Below are 18,577 nucleotides of genomic sequence, written 5' to 3'. Positions count from 1 at the left end.
GGCTGAGGGAGACCGGCGAGGCGAACGTTCTGGAGAGACGATGATCGAAATCCACGGTGCCCTGGACCTGGTCTTCTGGATCCTGGCCGTCGGAGTGTTCGCGCTGTCGGGCTGGGCGCTCGTGCACGCGGTGAAGACCCCGGCACAGGCGTTCGCGGTCACCGGCAAGCAGACCAAGAACCTGTGGCTGGTCATCCTCGGGCTGGCGGCCCTGTTCGGCTTCGCCGCCGCGGTGCAGTACCTCCAGGTGCTGAGCATCTTCACGATCGCGTCCGTCATCGCCTCGGGCATCTACCTGGCCGACGTGCGCCCCGCCGTGCGGGAGATCGGCAAGGGCGGGGGCAACCAGGGGCCGTACGGACCCTGGTGAACCGGTCCCGGCCCGTCGTTTCGCGCGGGCCCCGTGGACGACTCGGGAAAACCGGGTTGCCCGGCGAGGTTCCGGCCGGTAGACACACCGGATGATGTTCGCGCGCAAGCCCACGCTCGCCGGAGAGCACGTGACGCTCCGGCCGGTCGGTCCCGAGCACGTGGACGGCCTCTGGGAGCTGGTCAACGACCCCGAGACCGTCCGGCTGACCGGTTCGCACGGCAAACCCGACTACGAGGGGCTCAAGGCCTGGTACGGCTCGCGGGGCGAGCACGGCGACCGGCTGGACCTGGCGATCTGCACCGCCGGGGACGACGCCTACGTGGGCGAGATCGTGCTCAACGAGCTCGACGCCGACAACCTCTCCTGCAACCTGCGCATCGCGCTGATCGGCCCCCGGGCGTACGGCAGGGGGTACGGCACCGAGGCGATCCGGCTCACCCTCGACCACGTCTTCCGCACCACGCCGCTGCACCGGGTGGCCCTGGAGGTTTACGCCTTCAACGAGCGGGCAGCGCACGTCTACCGCAAGATCGGCTTCGTCCAGGAGGGCGTCTGCCGTGACGCTCTGCGTCTAAACGGGGAATGGTATGACTCCGTAATCATGGCGATACTTGCCCCTGACTGGGTTGTCAGGGAAATTTGACATACACATGGTGATTTTTCGGAAACATCTTTTGACACTTCCGAAACAATGCTAGGTTCACTGGGAGCGCTCCCACCTGTGCAGGATCTTGGTGTGGAGGAAGTTATGACCGATCTACCCACACTTGCCCAGGTCGCCGCAGAGGCAGGGGTCTCCCCCGCCACAGCGTCCCGGGTACTCACCGGTTCAGTCAGAGTCAGCACGTCGACTCGTAGGCAGGTGCATGACGCAATATCGCGTCTCGGTTACGTAAGACATCGCGCTCCCCGGGGCGGCTCCGGTCGCCGATCCGACCAGGTCGTGGCCATCGTGGTCTGCGAACCCGCGCACCGGCTCTTCACCGAGCCGTTCTACGCGCGGATGATCACGGCTGCGGAGGAGGTCCTCACCGGGCACGGCGTGCCACTCGCCGTGATGACCGCCACGGCGGCCACCTCCACCATCGCCACACCGCCGCTCGTCGCCGGAGGCATCGACGGCGTCCTGCTGATCGGCGCACGTGACAGGCATCCGCTCGTGGTGACCCTGGCCGCCTCGGGCATTCCGGTACGGAGTGCGGGCCGTCCCCCGGACGGCATCGACCTCCCCCACGTCGACATGGACAACCGCGACGGAGGCCGGCAGGCGGCGGAACACCTGCTGCTCGGCGGCCGGAGGTCCATCGGCGTCATCGCGGGTCCACCGGCCCTTCCGGCCGCCCGCGACCGGCTCGAAGGGTTCATGCAGACCCTCTCCCTGGCCGGGATGACCGGCGTGCCGGTCGCGTACGGCGACTTCAGCCACACGTCGGGAGTGCACGGCATGCAGTGGCTGCTGCGCAGGATGCCGCACGTCGACGCGGTCTTCGCCGCCTCCGACGTGATGGCGGCCGCCGCGCTGCAGACCCTGCGCCGGGCCGGCCGCCGGGTGCCGGAGGACGTGGCCGTCATCGGGTTCGACGACGCCCCCGCCGCCCGGCGGACCTCCCCCACGCTCACCACCGTCCGCCAGCCGGTGGAGGAGTTCGCCGCGCTCGCCACCCGGCTGCTGCTGCTCTCGATGAGCTCGGCCGGTGCTCCCCGTGACAATCCCGTCCTCCCCACTGAGCTGGTGGTCCGTGAGTCCGCCTGACCAGGTCGGGCTTCGCGCGGGGGACGTGCTCACCCGCAGGTACCTGTTGCTGGAGCGGATCGCGTGGGGTGGCATGAGCGTCATCTGGCGCGCCTTCGACCAGTCGCTCCAGCGGATGGTCGCCGTCAAGCTGCTCGACGGCGAGCTGGGCGTCGACCTGGGGGAGCGCGAGCTGATCCGCAGGGAGGCGCGTGCCACCGCGCGCCTCATCCACCCCGACGCGATCGAGGTCTACGACTACGGGGAGACCGTGACCTCGCACGGTCGCCTGGCCGCGTACGTCGTCATGCGTCTGCTGGAGGGGCGCCCGCTGTCGGACCGGATCAACGAGGGCCCGCTGCCGTGGGCGGAGGCTGCGACGATCGCCGCCAGGCTGGCCACCGTGCTGGCCGCCGCCCACGAGCGGGGCATCGTGCACCGGGACGTCACCGCCGAGAACGTGCTGCTGACCTCGGCGGGCGCCAAGCTGCTCGACTTCGGCATCGCGGCGTTCATCGGGGAGGACGCCGACGACCGGGCCTCCGACTACGGGACCCCTCCCTACGTGGCGCCCGAGCGGCTCACCGGCACGGTCGCGGACCCGGCGAGTGACGTCTACGCGCTGGGCGTGCTGCTGTTCGAGATGCTCACCGGCGATCCCCCGTACCCGGAACGGACCTGGGAGGAGATCGAGAACGTCCGCCGGGAGGGACCGCCGCCGGTGGCGGAGGTGCCGGGCATGCCCGCGCGGATCAGCGCGCTCTGCCAGGTCTGCCTGTCGCACCGGCCCGAGGCCAGGCCGAAGGCGCAGGAGGTGGCCGACGACCTGGCCGCGGCCCTCAGGCCCCCGGCCACGTCCCCGGTCCACTGGACGCGCGCGCACGGGCTGGTGGGCTGGACGGTGGTCGCGACGGTGGCGGCGCTGCTCGCGGGTCTCCTGGTGTGGAGCCGGATCTCCGGCTCCTACGAGGAACAGGTGGCAGCTCCACCGGGTCGGGGGACGGCACCGCCCACGGTCCTCGACCCCACCACCGCCTATCCCGAACCGGGCACGACGCCACGCCCCAGTCCCTCTCCGTCCGGCCCCGCCCCCAAGCGGGGCGGGTACGCGGCGGAATCCGCACCGGGGGTGGAGACGATCCCCTTCTCCACCCCCAATCTCAACCAGAGCGTGCGGCGCTTCAACGCGGTGCTGGCCAGGGGGGAGGACGAGGGCAGGATCCGCCCGGACGTGGCCCTGGACCTGCGGCAGGTGCTGGCCAACAGCGTCTGGGGCTCCCGCGACCTCGCCCCGATCCGGGGAAAGATCGCTGACCGCCACCGGGAGGGCTCGCTGCCCGACGACTTCCGCCACGCTCTGGAGGCTCAGCTCCTGCTCGTGTCGGTCGCGTTGACCGGCTAGGGAGCCGACCGGCTGGAAGGACGAAACACACGACCGGGCCCCCTCGAATCCTCGGGTGGAGGGGGCCCGGGTTCCGGCCGCCGGGGTTCGCGGTCTCGAAGCCGGCGGCCGGGCCGTGCGGTGCGCGATTCCCGCCGGCCCGTCGAACGCCGAGCCTCCCGCGGGCATGCCCGTCCCTCCCGCCACCCGCCACACCGGCCGGTGAAACTTTCACCTCGTGCCCGGCGGGGCGATCGCCGCACAGGGCGAGATGGGAGGGGTCGCGGCCGCCGTGGAAAGGCGCCGGCGATCCCGGCGGCGGTTGACGGGACCGGGGTGGGCGCCGAACCATGGCGAGCGCGACCGGCCGCACCTCTCGATCGCGGGGGCCCTCCCCTCGCGTACAGATCCCGTCCTCGAAGGGCCCTTGATGAAAGTCCTGCGTGTTCGCAGGTGGCCGGCGGCGCTCGCGGCGCTCGTGGTCACCTCGGCGCTGGCGGTCGCGCTCGGCTCCTCCCCGGCCGGTGCCGCGGGCGGAACCGGCACCGGCTACCTGCGCACCTCCGGTAACAAGATCGTTGACAGCACGGGCGCGACCGTCCGGTTGACCGGCATCAACTGGTTCGGCATGGAGACCGACAACAAGACCTTCCACGGGTTGTGGTCGAGCAACCCGTGGAGAGGCCAGATCGACAAGATGGCCTCGCTCGGTTACAACACCCTTCGCGTGCCGTTCTCCAACGACGCCCTCAAGCCCGGCGCGGTGGCCAGCGGCGTGAACGACTTCGTCAACCCGGACCTGGTCGGCGACAGCCCGCTGCAGATCCTCGACAAGGTCATCGCGTACGCCGGAAGCAAGGGCATGCGGATCATCCTGGACCGGCACCGGCCGACCGCGGCCGGGCAGTCGCCGCTGTGGTACGTCGCCGCGACACCGGAGAGCACCTGGATCAACGACTGGAAGGCGCTCGCCCAGCGGTACGCGGGCAACACCACCGTCATCGGCGCGGACCTGCACAACGAGCCGCACGCCGAGGGCACCAATCCGGCCGCCACCGGGGCGTGCTGGGGCTGCGGGGACACCGCTCGCGACTGGCGGCTGGCCGCCGAGCGGGCGGGCAACGCGGTGCTGTCGGTCAACCCCAACTGGCTGATCTTCGTCGAGGGCGTGAGCTGCCCGAGCGGTGGCCTGTCGAACGTCTGGGACAACGACCCGAGCAACGACGAGGACTGCGGCTGGTGGGGCGGCAACCTGTCGAAGGCCGGGGAGTTCCCGGTGCGGCTGAACGTGGCCAACCGGCTCGTCTACTCGCCGCACGACTACGCCACCTCGGTCTACCGCCAGACGTGGTTCGACGCGCCGAACTATCCGGCGAACATGCCCGCGATCTGGGACAAGTACTGGGGCTACCTCTACAAGCAGAACATCGCCCCCATCATGCTCGGCGAGTTCGGGACCACCATGCAGGCCGCGGTGGACAAGGTCTGGCTCCAGGAGCTGATGAAGTATCTGGGCACCGGGGTGAACGGGATGTCGTTCACCTACTGGTCGTGGAATCCCAACTCGGGTGACACCGGGGGCATCGCCAAGGATGACTGGACCTCCATCAACCAGGACAAGCAGGACATCCTCCAGCCGTACCTGATCCCGCCGGTCGGCGGCGGCACGTCCACCCCGACCCCCACCCCGACCCCCACGCCGACCCCGGGGACCACGGCCTGCGAGACGTCGTACGCGCTCACGAACTCCTGGCAGGGAGGCTTCCAGGCCGCGCTGACCGTGAAGAACACCGGGACCTCGGCCTGGAACAACTGGTCGGTGAGCTGGACCCTGCCGTCGGGGGTGACGCTCGGCAGCGGCTGGAACGCCACCGTCACGCAGAGCGGGACCACCTTCACCGCGAAGGCCCCGAGCCACGCGGCCAACCTCGCGGCGGGTCAGTCCGTCGTCGTCGGATTCACCGCCAACGGGCCCTCCACCCCCGGCGCGTCCGGGATCACCTGCACCTGATCCCCGACTCCCCGTTCCACGGAACCGTCGAGGGCGTGCCGCCGAGCGGCACGCCCTCTCGTGGTGTGAACCGCGGCCGAAACAAGGACGCGGCCCTTCGTCGTGCGGACGCCGCCCTCGCCGCCGGATCCGTCCCCGCCGGAATATCCCGTGTACCCCCACAAACAGCAACATAGCCATATCTCTCTTATATGCCTTGATAACTACGCAATAAAACATCCCGCATGTCGCATAACAGATACGACACCGCCGACCAGCGGAGCCAGAAAAACGGCATATCATCGGCAATACGCCTGGACGGAGAAATACCAAAAGAAAAGGATGGAACCGTGACAGTCATTGGTCACCCCCATATCGTTTCGCGAAATACCGTCCGTTCCCGGCCGGGGTCCTGACCGTCGCGGTCGCGCCGGGCCGTGTCGCCGTGTCGCCGTGTCGCCGTGTCGCCGCGACACCGCGTACGGCGAGCCCGGCGAGCCCGGCGACGGCGCCCCCGCTCGACACGACCGTGGACCACGCGTTCCTGGCGGGAACGACGGTCACCGACACCGGCGCCACGCTGAGCGCGGTGTGCACGTCGAGGGTGGCGGGCAGGCTCATCGCCGGTCCGCGCGTCACCCCCGGGACCGTCCATGTCCGGCCTTCCCGCGTTCGAGACCATCGAGGGCGTGCCGCCAGGCGGCACGCCCTCTCGTCGTGGAAACGGACCCGCGAACGCCACCGAGCCGCGGCCGGCGGAACGACATCCCACCGAATATCGCCAAAAACAACAACATGCCCGCATTTTCATTTGTCCACGAATAAGTAACGCGACAAAGCAAGCCGCATGTCGTACGGCAACCACGACACCGCCGATCAGTAGTCTCGGAAAAACGGCGCATCATCGGCAATGCGCCTGGACGGAGAAATACCAAAAGAAAAGGATGGAACCGTGACAGTCATTGGTCACCCCCATATCGTTTCGCGAAATATCGTCCGTTCCTGGCTGGCAGGAGCAGTGACGGTCGCGGTCGCGCTGGGCTGCGTCGCCACGACACCGCGCGTGGCGAGCGCGGCGCACACGACAGGCACGGCGGGTACCGCGGGCACGGCGGGCGCGCCGGTACCGGTACCGGTGACGCTCGGCGCGGCCGCGGACTTCGCGGTCCTGGCGGGGACGACCGTCTCCGGCACCGGGGCCACCGTCGTCACCGGCGAGGTCGGGGTGAGCCCGGGCTCGGCGACCGCCGGATTCCCGCCGGGCGTCGTGGTCGGCGCCGTCTACCTGGACGACTCCGTCGCCGAACAGGCCCAGGACGACCTGGCCGCCGCCTACGCCAACGCGGCGAGGCGGCCCGGCACCGCCTCCCTCCCCGCGCAGCTCGGCGGGACCACGGTGGCGCCGGGCGTCTACAACTCCATCTCGGGCGCCTTCCAGATCGGCGGGGAGCTGACCCTCGACGGGCGGGGGGATCCGAACGCCCTCTTCGTCCTCAGGGCTCCCGCTCTGACCACCGCGCCCGCCAGCACGGTGCGGCTCGTCAACGGCGCCCAGGCGTGCAACGTCATCTGGCAGGTCGGCGGTTCGGCCTCGCTGGGGGCCGGCTCCCGCTTCGCCGGGACCGTCCTCGCGCTGACCTCGATCACCGCGGCCAGTGGCACGACCGTGAACGGCCGTCTCCTGGCCCACATGGGCACCGTCAATCTGGACACCACCACCGTCACACGATCCGCCTGCGCGGTCGTGCCGCAGCGGAAGACCGCCACCAAGCTGGCCGCGTTCTGCGATCCGGGAGCGCCGGGTCACCTCACCCTTGTCGCGACCGTCACGGCCTCGGGGGCGGTCCCCCCGGCCGGGCCGGTCGATTTCTTCGCCAACGGGGTACGCCAGGAACAGATCCCATCGGACGCCACCGGCCACGCGAAACTGATCGTGAACAAGATCCCGTTGCGCACCCATGAGTTCGTGGCGGCCTTCGCGGGCACGAACCGGCTGGAGCCCAGCGCCTCATCGGTGCTGACCGTGCCCGTCGGCCCCAAGGGCGTCTGCCCGGCGCCGCCGGCGAGTCCGGCCGCTCCCGCCGCCACCGCCGGCGACGGCGGAAAGGGCCGGGACGCCGTGAAGCGTCCGCGCAGCTACACCCTGTTCGGGCCGAAGCACCGCGAACGCAAGCGTCACCACCCACGATTCCGGCAGCATCGCCACGCGCGCTGACAGGACGGGCCGGAGAACTGTGAATCCGCCCCACCGGCCGGCGGCCGGTGGGGCGAGCCGCCGGCGGGCGCCGCGTGCGGGTCAGGTGAGCTTGTCCTTGAGCTTGCCCAGGGGGCCGACCTCGGTGCCGAGGGCCGGACCGGCCGGCTCGCCCATGCTGCCGTCGTAGGTGGCGTACAGCTTGGGGTCGGGCGGCGGCGCGGTGGCGGGACCGCCGAGCGGCCGGGGATCGAGGAGGTAGGAGAACTCGTGACGACCGTCCGGCTGCGGGCCGGACGCCCAGCCCCCCAGCGTCCCCTCGGTTCCCTCCGACAGGTCCCAGATCGCCGAGGCGTGCTCGGCGTACTCCTCGTCGAACAGGTCGTCCGGGACGATGACGTCCTCCAGGCCGTCGGCCTGGAGTTCCTCGATGGCCTTCAGCCACATGTTCTGGTGCAGGGTGTCGCGGGCCAGGTTGAACTTGAGCATGTCGCGCACGCCCGGGTCGTCGGTCATGTGGTAGAGCCGCGCGGTCTGCAGGCGGCCCTGGGCCTCGGCGGCGACGTTGGCGCGGAAGTCGGCCAGCAGGTTGCCGCTGGCCACGATGTAGCGGCCGTTCCAGGGGTAGCCGTTGCTGTCGGCCAGCAGGGGACCGCCTCCGGAGACGATGGCCTGCTGGAGGTCCATGCCGCCCAGCACGGCACCGACAACAGGGTCGGCGGCGGCCATCTTCGTGGTCGCGGTGGCGGGCGCCCCCTCCAGGAGGCGGGCGATCATGGTGGCGATCATCTCGACATGACCGATCTCCTCGGTCGCGATGTCCATGATCAGATCCTTGTACTTGCCGGACATCCGGCAGTTCCAGCCCTGCATCAGGTACTGCATGGTGACGGTCATCTCGCCGTAGGCGCCGCCGAGCAGTTCCTGGAGCTTGTGGGCGTAGACCGGGTCGGGCTTCTCCGGCTTGGCCTCGAACTGCAAATGCTTGGTGTGCAGGAACATCAACCGCTCCTCGGCTCGGGCCCCGGGTGGAGCCGTCCGGGACCGCACGCCGCCTGCCGACGGAAGGGCGCGACCCCGCTGGTGAACATGGCGGGGGTCACTTACGAATCCCACCAGACTCACCGGTGGACCGGCAGGAGCGACACACTCGTGCAGATCAGTCGCGATCCAAAATTTCGGTCAGATCGTCGTCGGTCGCGGCGGGCACGGAACGCGGCGACCGTGAAGGCCAGAACGCATATCCACAAGCAAGCACTCGGCTGGCAAGATCGAAAGTCATGAAACTTTCATGACCCGCGAAAAAGGCCTTCCGGATCGCAGCAGCCTGGCGGCATGGGCCGCGAAACATCGGTGTAACCGGGGGCGCATGCCATTGACATCCCGTTCACCGTCTCCAGAATCCCTTATGGGAGCGCTCCCACCCCCTCTCTCCCTTGCTTGATCCGATGCGGTGCCACCACCAGCGACTTCGCATCGATCCCCACCCACGGAGGCCCATTTCATGCATCTGTTCCCCAGTAAAGCGGGAGCGCTCCCACGCTTCCGGAGGCGGATCGCCGCGCTGGCGCTGCTCAGCCTGGCGGCCGGGACGACCACCGCCCTGGCAGCCTCCCCGGCCCTCGCCGCCGTCTCCTGCGACGTGACGTACAACACCACCGACTGGCAGGGCGGCTTCACCGCCAACGTGTCCATCAAGAACCTGGGCGACCCGCTGACCGGCTGGACCCTCGGGTTCAACTTCCCGACGACCACCCAGCGGGTCTCCCAGGGCTGGAGCGCCACCTGGGCGCAGAGCGGCCAGGCCGTCACCGCCCGGAACCTCGCCTGGAACGGCAACCTGGCCACCGGCGCCTCGACCAGCATCGGTTTCAACGGCAGTTGGTCCGGCTCCAACCCCAAGCCGACCGCCTTCACGGTCAACGGCACCACCTGCGGCGGCGCCCCCATCAACCTGCCGCCCACGGTGAGCATCACCAGTCCGGCGGCCGGGGCCACCTTCGCCGCGCCCGCGACGGTGCCGATCGCCGCCAACGCGGCCGACAGCGACGGCACCATCGCCAAGGTCGAATTCTTCAACGGCACCACGCTGCTGGGTACCGACACCACCGCGCCGTACACCTACAACTGGACGGGCGTCGCCGCCGGGAGCTACTCCATCACGGCGAAGGCCACCGACGACAAGGGCGAGGTCACCACCTCCGCCCCCGTGGGGATCACCTCCACCGCCGACCTGCCCCCCGCCGTGGTCGTCACCCCGGCTACGATCGCCGTCCCCGAGGGCGGTTCGGCCAACCTCTCGGTCAAGCTCTCCAAGGCCCCGTCCGCGAGCGTCACCGTGGCGACCGCGAGGACGAGCGGCGACACCGACCTGACCGTCTCCTCCGGCGCGTCGCTCACCTTCACCACCGCCAACTGGAACACGGCCCAGACGGTACGGGTCGAGGCGGCGGAGGACGCCGACGAGGCCTCCGGCAGCGCCGAGTTCACCTCGACCGCCACCGGCCACACCGCGGCCAAGGCGACCGCCACCGAGGTCGACAACGACTCCACCGGCGGCGACAACGAGTACATCCAGCGCTTCACCGAGATGTACAACAAGATCAAGGATCCGGCGAACGGCTACTTCTCGCCGCAGGGCGTGCCCTACCACTCCGTCGAGACCTTCCTCGTCGAGGCTCCGGACCACGGGCACGAGACCACCTCCGAGGCCTACAGCTACTACCTGTGGCTGGAGGCGGCCTACGGCAAGGTGACCGGCGACTGGACCAAGTTCAACGAGGCCTGGGCCTCGATGGAGAAGTACATCATCCCGGCCACCGCCGACCAGCCGACCAACGCCAACTACAACCCGTCCAAGCCCGCCACGTACGCCGGTGAGTGGGACGACATCAAGCAGTACCCGTCCAAGCTGGACGGCGGCGTGAGCGTCGGCGTCGACCCGATCGCCAACGAGCTCAAGACGGCGTACGGCACCAGCGACGTCTACGGCATGCACTGGCTGCTGGACGTGGACAACACCTACGGCTTCGGCCGCTGCGGCGACGGCACCACCAAGCCCGCCTACATCAACACCTACCAGCGCGGCCCGGAGGAGTCGGTCTTCGAGACCATCCCGCAGCCTTCCTGCGACACCTTCAAGCACGGCGGCCCGAACGGGTTCCTGGACCTGTTCACCGGTGACAGCTCCTACGCCAAGCAGTGGAAGTACACCAACGCCCCCGACGCCGACGCCCGCGCCGTCCAGGTCGCCTACTGGGCGCACACCTGGGCCAAGGAGCAGGGCAAGGAGGCCCAGGTCTCGTCCACGATCTCCAAGGCCGCGAAGATGGGCGACTACCTGCGCTACGCGATGTACGACAAGTACTTCAAGAAGCAGGGCTGCACCAGCACCTCGTGCCCGGCCGGAACCGGCAAGGACAGCTCGGCCTACCTGCTGAGCTGGTACTACGCCTGGGGCGGCGCCTACGACACCTCCGCCGGCTGGGCCTGGCGGATCGGCTCCAGCCACAACCACTCCGGCTACCAGAACCCGATGGCCGCGTGGGTGCTGTCCAGCGTGGACGCGCTCAAGCCCAAGGGCGCGACCGCCGTGCAGGACTGGACCACCAGCACCAAGCGGCAGATGGAGTTCTACCGCTGGCTGCAGTCGTCCGAGGGCGCGATCGCCGGTGGCGCCACCAACAGCTGGCAGGGCCACTACGCGGCCCCGCCGTCGACGCTGCCCACCTTCTACGGGATGGCCTACGACTGGCAGCCGGTCTACCACGACCCGCCGTCCAACCAGTGGTTCGGCTTCCAGGCGTGGTCGATGGAGCGGGTCGCGGAGCTGTACTACGCGACCGGCAACGCCGACGCCAAGATCGTGCTGGACAAGTGGGTCAAGTGGGCCACCGACAACACCACGATCAACGCCGACGGGACCTACCAGATCCCCTCGACGCTGGTGTGGACCGGCCAGCCCGACACCTGGAACCCGAGCAACCCCGGCACCAACTCCGGGCTGCACGTGAGCATCAGGGACTACACGACCGACGTGGGCGTGGCGGGCTCGTACGCCAAGGTGCTGATGTACTACGCGGCCAAGTCCGGCAACGCCACGGCCAAGACGGTCGCCAAGGGCCTGCTCGACGGCCTGTGGAGGAACAACCAGGACGCCAAGGGCGTGTCGGTCACCGAGACCAAGGCCGACTACAGCCGCCTCAACGACCCGGTCTACGTGCCCCCGGGCTGGACCGGCAAGATGCCCAACGGCGACACGATCAACTCCAGCTCGACCTTCATGTCCATCCGGTCCTTCTACAAGAACGACCCGGACTGGCCGAAGGTGGACGCCTACCTGAAGGGCACCGGCCCCGCGCCGTCCTTCAACTACCACCGGTTCTGGGCGCAGGTGGACGTCGCCGTCGCCCTCGCCGAGTACGGACGCCTCTTCCCCTGACCCCCCGCCCCCGGGTCCGGCCCTCCCCCAGGCCGGACCCGGGCCCGACCCGAGCCCGGGCCGAACCTGACCCGGGCCCGACCCCCCTGAGACCTCGGGGCGTGGTGGCACCCCTGACCTGCTGCCACGCCCCGAGCACCACCTCCGAGAGGCACACCCCCCATGAAGAGAAGTTTGGCGGCGCTCGCGCTGCTGGCGCTGGCGGCCGTGCCGGTGACGGTGCCCGCCACCGGCGCCCAGGCCGCGGCGCCCGCCTTCGCGTACGGCGAGGCGCTGCAGAAGTCCATCTGGTTCTACGAGGCCCAGCAGTCGGGGGCGTTGCCGAGCTGGAACCGCGTCAGCTGGCGCGGTCCGTCCGGGCTCGGCGACGGCCAGGACGCCGGGCTCGACCTGACCGGCGGCTGGTACGACGCGGGCGACCACGTCAAGTTCGGCCTGCCGATGGCGGCGAGCGCGACGATGCTGGCCTGGGGCGCGGTGGAGTACCGCGACGCGTACGCCTCCTCCGGGCAGCTCACCCACCTGCTGAACAACCTCAAGTTCGTCAACGACTACTTCATCAAGGCCCACCCGTCGGCGAACGTGCTGTACGGGCAGGTCGGCAACGGCGGCAAGGACCACGCCTGGTGGGGCCCGGCCGAGGCGATGCAGATGGAGCGGCCCGCGTACAAGATCGACGCCTCGTGCGGGGGGTCGGACCTGGCCGGGGAGACGGCGGCGGCGATGGCGGCCTCGTCGATCGTCTTCCGCCCGACAAATCCGACTTACGCCGACACGCTGGTGACGCACGCCAAGCAGCTCTACACCTTCGCCGACACCGTGCGGAAGAAGTACAGCGACTGCATCACCGACGCGTCCGGGTACTACCAGTCGTGGAGCGGCTACAACGACGAGCTCGTCTGGGGCGCGATCTGGCTGCACCGGGCCACCCAGGACGCCTCCTACCTGGCCAAGGCGGAGTCGTACTACGACAACCTCGGCACCGAGCCGCAGTCCACCACGAAGTCCTACAAGTGGACGATCGCCTGGGACGACAAGTCCTACGGCGCCTACGTGCTGCTGAACAAGCTGACCGGCAAGCAGAAGTATCTCGACGACGCCAACCGCTGGCTCGACTTCTGGACGGTCGGGGTCAACGGGCAGCGGGTGAGGTACTCGCCCGGCGGGCAGGCCGTGCTCGACCGGTGGGGGTCGCTGCGCTACGCGGCCAACACCTCGTTCGCGGCGCTGGTCCACTCGGACTCGATCACCGACGCGACCCGTAAGGCGAGATATCACGACTTCGCGGTCAGGCAGATCAACTACGCGCTCGGCGACAACCCGCGCAGCTCCTCGTACATGATCGGGTTCGGCGCGAACCCGCCGAAGAACCCGCACCACCGCACCGCGCACGGCTCGTGGACCGACCAGATGACCAACCCGGTCGAGACCCGCCACACCCTGTACGGCGCCCTCGTCGGCGGCCCGCCCGACCCCGACGACAAGTACACCGACAAGCGCGACGACTACGTGATGAACGAGGTCGCCACCGACTACAACGCGGGCTTCACCAGCGCCCTCGCCCGCCTCTACCGCGAGTACGGCGGAGCCCCCGCCGCGAACTTCCCCGTGGCGGAGACCCCCGACGGCCCCGAGATCTTCGTGGAGGCCGGGGTGAACGCCTCCGGCTCGGCGTTCACCGAGATCAAGGCCATCGTGCGGAACCAGTCGGCCTGGCCGGCCCGCCCGCTGGACAACGGCTCGTTCCGCTACTACTTCACCCTCGACGGCACCACGACCGCGAGCCAGGTCTCCGTGACGTCCGCCTACAACCAGTGCAAGGCTCCGACCGGGCCGACCCTGCTGTCCGGGAAGACCTACTACGTCACCATCGACTGCTCGAACACCTCGATCGCCCCGGCGGGGCAGTCGCAGCACCGGCGCGAGGTGCAGTTCCGCATCGCCAGCACCGGGACGTGGGACCCGTCCAACGACTGGTCGTACACCGGCATCGCCACCACGCCGGGCGCGACCCCGGTGCGGGCGCAGAACATGACGGTCTACGCGGGCACCACGAAGGTGTGGGGCAACCCGCCCGGCGACGAGCCGGTGGACACCGTGGCGCCGTCGCGGCCGGGCAAGCCCGCCGTCTCGGCGATCACCGCCACCGGCGCCACCCTGACCTGGACGGCCTCGACCGACAACGTGGGCGTCAGCGGCTACGACGTCTACCGGGGAACGACCAAGGTCGCCACCGCCACCGGCACCTCCCACACCCTCACCGGGCTCACCCCGGCGACGGCGTACACCGTGTCCGTGGTGGCCAAGGACGCGGCCGGCAACTCCTCCACCGCCTCCGAGAGCACCGCGTTCACCACGACGACCGCCCCGGAGGACGACACCGAGGCGCCGTCGCGGCCGGGCAAGCCCGCCGTCTCGGCGATCACCGCCACCGGCGCCACCCTGACCTGGACGGCCTCGACCGACAACGTGGGCGTCAGCGGCTACGACGTCTACCGGGGAACGACCAAGGTCGCCACCGCCACCGGCACCTCCCACACCCTCACCGGGCTCACCCCGGCGACGGCGTACACCGTGTCCGTGGTGGCCAAGGACGCGGCCGGCAACTCCTCCACCGCCTCCGAGAGCACCGCGTTCACCACGACGACCGCCCCGGCGGGCGGCTGCACGGCCACGTACACGGTCATCAGAGACTGGCAGGGCGCCTTCCAGGGCGAGGTCACCGTCAAGAACGAGGGCACCTCGGCGATCAACGGCTGGACGGTGACCTGGAGGTTCCCCAACGGCCAGACGATCAGCCAGCTCTGGAGCGGCACGCACACCCAGACGGGAGCGGACGTGTCGGTCAGGAACCTGAACTGGAACGGCACGCTCGCCCCGAACGCCTCGACGTCCTTCGGCTTCACCGGGACCCAGAACGGCACCAACGGCGTCCCCGTCCCGGTGACCTGCACCACCGGCTGACCCCCGTTCCGCCGGCCCGCACCACGGGCCGGCGGAGCGCCCCGGCCCCCTCGCCCTACTGGCCCGCGGAGCGAACCGGCATCCCGCTCCCCGCTGTCCAGGCGTCCGTTCCTTCCCCGGACGCCTCATCGCCCCGGCCGGGCGCGACGACCCCTCCGCCCGGCCGGGCACCCCCCCAACCGAGGTAGGTCATGCGCACCAGACTGGCGCTGCTCGCGGCGCTCCTGTTCCCGTTCCTCCTCTCCGTACCGCCCGCCCACGCCGCCACGGGTCTCCACGTGAGCGGCACGCGGATCCTCGAGGCGAACGGCAACGCGTTCGTCATGCGGGGCACCAGCCACGCGCACACCTGGTACGCGACCCAGACCGGCTCGTTCGCGGACATCAAGTCGCTGGGCGCGAACACCGTCAGGGTGGTGCTCAGCGGCGGCCGGTGGACCGCCAACGGCGCGGCCGACGTGGCGAACGTCGTCTCGCTCTGCAAGCAGAACAAGCTCATCTGTGTCCTGGAAAACCATGACACCACCGGGTACGGCGAGCAGAGCGGCGCGTACACCCTCGACCAGGCCGTGGACTACTGGATCAGCGTCAAGAGCGCGATCGTCGGCCAGGAGGACTACGTCGTCCTCAACATCGGCAACGAGCCCTTCGGCAACAACGCGACCACCCCCGGCTGGACCCAGGCCACCTCGGCCGCGATCACCCGGCTGCGGAGCAACGGGTTCCAGCACCTGATCATGGTGGACGCGCCCAACTGGGGCCAGGACTGGAACTTCACCATGCGCGACAACGCGGCCACGGTCGCCGCCGCCGACCCGCAGCGCAACACGGTCTTCTCCGTCCACATGTACGGGGTGTTCGACACGGCCGCCGAGGTCACCTCCTACCTGCAGGCGTTCCAGACGGCGGGACTGCCGCTGGTGATCGGCGAGTTCGGTTTCGACCACTCCGACGGCAACCCCGACGAGGACACGATCATGGCCCAGGCGCAGGCCAGGGGGGTCGGCTACCTCGGCTGGTCGTGGAGCGGCAACGGCGGCGGCGTCGAGTATCTCGACCAGGTGACCAGCTTCGACGTCACCAGGCTCACCACCTGGGGACAGCGCCTGTTCAACGGGGCGAACGGCATCGCGCAGACCTCCGTCGAGGCCACGATCTACGGCGGCACCGGCACCCCCGACACCCAGGCGCCGACCCGCCCCGGCACCCCCGTCGCCTCGGACATCACCTCGACCGGCGCCCGGCTGTCCTGGGCCGTCTCCACCGACGACCGCGCGGTCACGGGCTACGACGTCTTCCGGGGGACCACCAAGCTCGGTTCGTCCGCGATCAACTCGATCACCCTGACCGGGCTCACCCCGCAGACCGCGTACAGCGTCACCGTCGTCGCCCGCGACGCGGCGGGGAACACCTCCGCCGCCTCGGCGGCGGCGACCTTCACGACCACCCCGACCTCGCCGGGCGGTTGCACCTCGACATACCGTACGGGCAACTTCTGGCAGGGCGGCTTCCAGGGTGAGGTCACCGTCCGCTGTGCCTCGGCCGTCACCAACTGGCGAACCGTCCTCACCTACCCCTCCGGCGTGAACATCGGCCAGGCGTGGAGCTCCACCCTCTCCGCTGTTCCCCCGGTCTTCACCTTCACCAACGCCGCCTGGAACGGATCCGTCCCCGCCGGGGGCTCCGTCGTCTTCGGCTTCATCGGCACCTGGTCGGGCACCGGCGCCCCGCCCACCCCCACCGTCTCCTAGACGTACCCCGGCGGTTCCCGGGGCCCGCTCGACGTTCGGACCTCGGAACCTCGGGGTCCGGCACCGGGCAGGAGCGGGGTCGCGCCCACGCGATCGACGCCGCGCCGGCCGACCGGCGGCAGGACGTGGCCAAGACGCTCGGCTGAGCCGTCCCTGCGGCCGTACGCCGACGGCGAGGCCGCCGTCACCGGCGGTCTCGCCGCGGCCCCGTGGCCGGTTCACACCGGCCACGGGACTCCCCCGCGCCGCGCCCGGATCAGGTCGCGAGCGTGCTCCGGCGATCGGGAGATCCGGTCAGTCGTCGAACCCGAAGCCGCCGCTACTGTTCCTGTTCGACAGGTAGTTGTTGTTGTTGTTGTGGTTGTTGATCCGTACCTTGACGCGGTGGCGGCCGCCTCCGCCGTGCCGTCCCCAGCCGCCCCAGCCGCCGCCACAGCCGCGGCGGCAGCCACCCCCGCCCCAGGTCGGGAAGGCCGCGGCGGTGACGGCGGTGGTCGTCGTGGCGGCGCTCGCGACGGTGGTCGCCGCACCCACTCCGACGACCCCGCCGGTCAGCGCCACACTGAACGCGAGCCCTGCGATAACACTCTTGAACTTGGGCATTGCTTTTCCCCTCGAAAGGTTCAATTACCCCGATTTCCGATATTTCTGGATCAGTCGGAAATCATTAGCGATGGATAGATATGACCCATCCCCGCTTGTCATACTTTCCTGCCTTCTGTTCCCATAAACGATAATTCAGTCCTTTTACACTACGATTGTCGGCTTATGGGGATCGTCGAACACTTAAGGGTAGCTTTATGGCGAAATGTCCCTTATGTGCTATCGAGGGATGTGGTCCATGAAGACCGCGCCGGCGAACAGGGCCGGGAGAACCGGGCCGGGGACGGGCTTCCGCGCTCGGCTCCGGTGGCGGAAGACGGTGCCGGGCGAGCGCGACGCCCACCCGTTCCCGGGCTTCCCGGGCTTCCCGAGCTCTCATGGGCTTCCCGGGCCTTCCCCCGGCGCACCGTTTCCGCCGACCGGTCCCGTGCCCTCAGGAAGGACGCGCCTCGACGCCGTACTTCTGCAGCGCGGAGACCATCCAGCGCGAGAGGCGTACGTGGCCGGCGAGGGTCGGGTGGACGCCGTCGGGCAGGACCGCTCCGCGACCCCAGCCCCGGCCGTGCGGGCCGAGGGGTTCGAACGGGTCGAGGAAGGGCACCTCCTGCCGGTCGGCGGCGAGCAGGACGGCCTCCCGCACGTCGTAGGCCCACCGGGGAGCCTTGGTCATCCAGATCGGGCCGACCAGCACGATCCTGGTGTGCGGCCATCGCCGCCTGACCAGCTCCAGCAGGTGGACGGCCGCGTTCTCGACCCTCGCGGCTCCGATCCGGCGGTCGTTGCGCCCGCCGGAGATGATCAACATGTTGGGCTCGGGGCGCCAGGAGAGCTCCTTGACGAAGGAGTCCTCGAAGGTCCGGCCCACCCGGCCGGGATTGACGAAGCCCGTTCCCGCGGCGCCCGCGGTGATCAGCTGCCAGCCCAGCTCCCGCGCGACCCTGGCCGCGTAGCCGTCCCATGCCCGTACGGGACCCGATCCGACCGTGAAGCTGTCGCCGACGATCATGACGAGCGGGGCCGGGCGCGGTGAGGCGGCCGGGAGGTCCGTGCCGGCGGCCAGCGGCGTGGTCGCGCCACCGCCAAGGCTGCATCCCGATATAAGGCAGGAAATCGCCACAAGAAACGCGACCGCCAGCGTCCACGGTCGT

Annotated in this window: 13 protein-coding genes; 9 read left to right on the top strand and 4 right to left on the bottom strand. The window is 69.8% G+C overall.

What is annotated here, in order from left to right; genetic code table 11:
* The first annotated feature begins 40 nt into the window (after positions 1-40).
* The 5 genes from ACTOQ3_RS07960 (at position 41) to ACTOQ3_RS07940 (ending at position 5,497) form a co-directional block, all read left to right on the top strand.
* Positions 41-370 carry a DUF2516 family protein gene (locus ACTOQ3_RS07960; protein WP_440082750.1) on the top strand — a complete coding sequence of 110 codons (330 nt, stop codon included), beginning with the start codon at positions 41-43 and terminating at the stop codon, positions 368-370.
* Between the two features lie 91 nt (positions 371-461).
* Positions 462-1,016, top strand: a complete 555-nt coding sequence (locus ACTOQ3_RS07955; RefSeq protein ID WP_440070413.1) for a GNAT family N-acetyltransferase — start codon at positions 462-464, stop codon at positions 1,014-1,016.
* Between the two features lie 48 nt (positions 1,017-1,064).
* A complete protein-coding gene (locus ACTOQ3_RS07950) occupies positions 1,065-2,126 on the top strand; it encodes a LacI family DNA-binding transcriptional regulator (protein ID WP_440082749.1) in 1,062 nt (353 codons plus the stop codon).
* Positions 2,113-3,507 carry a serine/threonine-protein kinase gene (locus ACTOQ3_RS07945; RefSeq protein WP_440082748.1) on the top strand — a complete coding sequence of 465 codons (1,395 nt, stop codon included), beginning with the start codon at positions 2,113-2,115 and terminating at the stop codon, positions 3,505-3,507. Before ACTOQ3_RS07950 ends, ACTOQ3_RS07945 begins: the two co-directional genes overlap by 14 nt.
* A 409-nt stretch (positions 3,508-3,916) precedes the next feature.
* Entirely contained in the window at positions 3,917-5,497 is a 1,581-nt protein-coding gene (locus ACTOQ3_RS07940) for a cellulase family glycosylhydrolase (protein ID WP_440082747.1), read from the top strand.
* A gap of 336 nt (positions 5,498-5,833) precedes the next feature.
* Here the strand turns inward: ACTOQ3_RS07940 and ACTOQ3_RS07935 are convergent, their stop codons facing one another.
* Positions 5,834-6,115, bottom strand: a complete 282-nt coding sequence (locus ACTOQ3_RS07935) for a hypothetical protein (RefSeq protein WP_440082746.1) — start codon at positions 6,113-6,115, stop codon at positions 5,834-5,836.
* A gap of 379 nt (positions 6,116-6,494) precedes the next feature.
* Here ACTOQ3_RS07935 and ACTOQ3_RS07930 point away from each other — a divergent pair, with 379 nt between their 5' ends.
* On the top strand, positions 6,495-7,691 hold the full coding sequence (locus ACTOQ3_RS07930) for an ice-binding family protein (RefSeq protein ID WP_440082745.1): 1,197 nt from the start codon (positions 6,495-6,497) through the stop codon (positions 7,689-7,691).
* 81 nt (positions 7,692-7,772) lie between these two features.
* Here the strand turns inward: ACTOQ3_RS07930 and ACTOQ3_RS07925 are convergent, their stop codons facing one another.
* The gene (locus ACTOQ3_RS07925; protein WP_440082744.1) at positions 7,773-8,672 is read right to left on the bottom strand and encodes a manganese catalase family protein; all 900 of its coding nucleotides are present in this window, start codon (positions 8,670-8,672) and stop codon (positions 7,773-7,775) included.
* Between the two features lie 502 nt (positions 8,673-9,174).
* On the opposite strand from ACTOQ3_RS07925, the gene ACTOQ3_RS07920 reads away from it, so the two are divergent.
* The 3 genes from ACTOQ3_RS07920 (at position 9,175) to ACTOQ3_RS07910 (ending at position 16,826) form a co-directional block, all read left to right on the top strand.
* Positions 9,175-12,111: a glycoside hydrolase family 48 protein gene (locus tag ACTOQ3_RS07920; protein ID WP_440082743.1), complete on the top strand. Its 2,937-nt coding sequence runs from the start codon at positions 9,175-9,177 to the stop codon at positions 12,109-12,111.
* 162 nt (positions 12,112-12,273) lie between these two features.
* On the top strand, positions 12,274-15,075 hold the full coding sequence (locus ACTOQ3_RS07915) for a glycoside hydrolase family 9 protein (protein WP_440082742.1): 2,802 nt from the start codon (positions 12,274-12,276) through the stop codon (positions 15,073-15,075).
* A 191-nt stretch (positions 15,076-15,266) separates the two neighbouring features.
* Complete coding sequence (locus ACTOQ3_RS07910; protein ID WP_440082741.1) at positions 15,267-16,826, top strand: cellulase family glycosylhydrolase; 1,560 nt, start codon at positions 15,267-15,269, stop codon at positions 16,824-16,826.
* A 294-nt stretch (positions 16,827-17,120) separates the two neighbouring features.
* On the opposite strand, the gene ACTOQ3_RS07905 is transcribed toward ACTOQ3_RS07910, so the two are convergent.
* Complete coding sequence (locus tag ACTOQ3_RS07905) at positions 17,121-17,429, bottom strand: hypothetical protein (RefSeq protein ID WP_440082740.1); 309 nt, start codon at positions 17,427-17,429, stop codon at positions 17,121-17,123.
* A 433-nt stretch (positions 17,430-17,862) separates the two neighbouring features.
* Positions 17,863-18,435 carry an SGNH/GDSL hydrolase family protein gene (locus ACTOQ3_RS07900; protein WP_440082739.1) on the bottom strand — a complete coding sequence of 191 codons (573 nt, stop codon included), beginning with the start codon at positions 18,433-18,435 and terminating at the stop codon, positions 17,863-17,865.
* Positions 18,436-18,577: the final 142 nt, after the last annotated feature.

The organism is Streptosporangium sp. LJ11 (assembly GCF_051918945.1).
Taxonomy (GTDB): Bacteria; Actinomycetota; Actinomycetes; order Streptosporangiales; family Streptosporangiaceae; genus Streptosporangium.
Note: the sequence above shows the minus strand (reverse complement) of the source record. Positions and strands in the feature narration are given on the sequence as shown.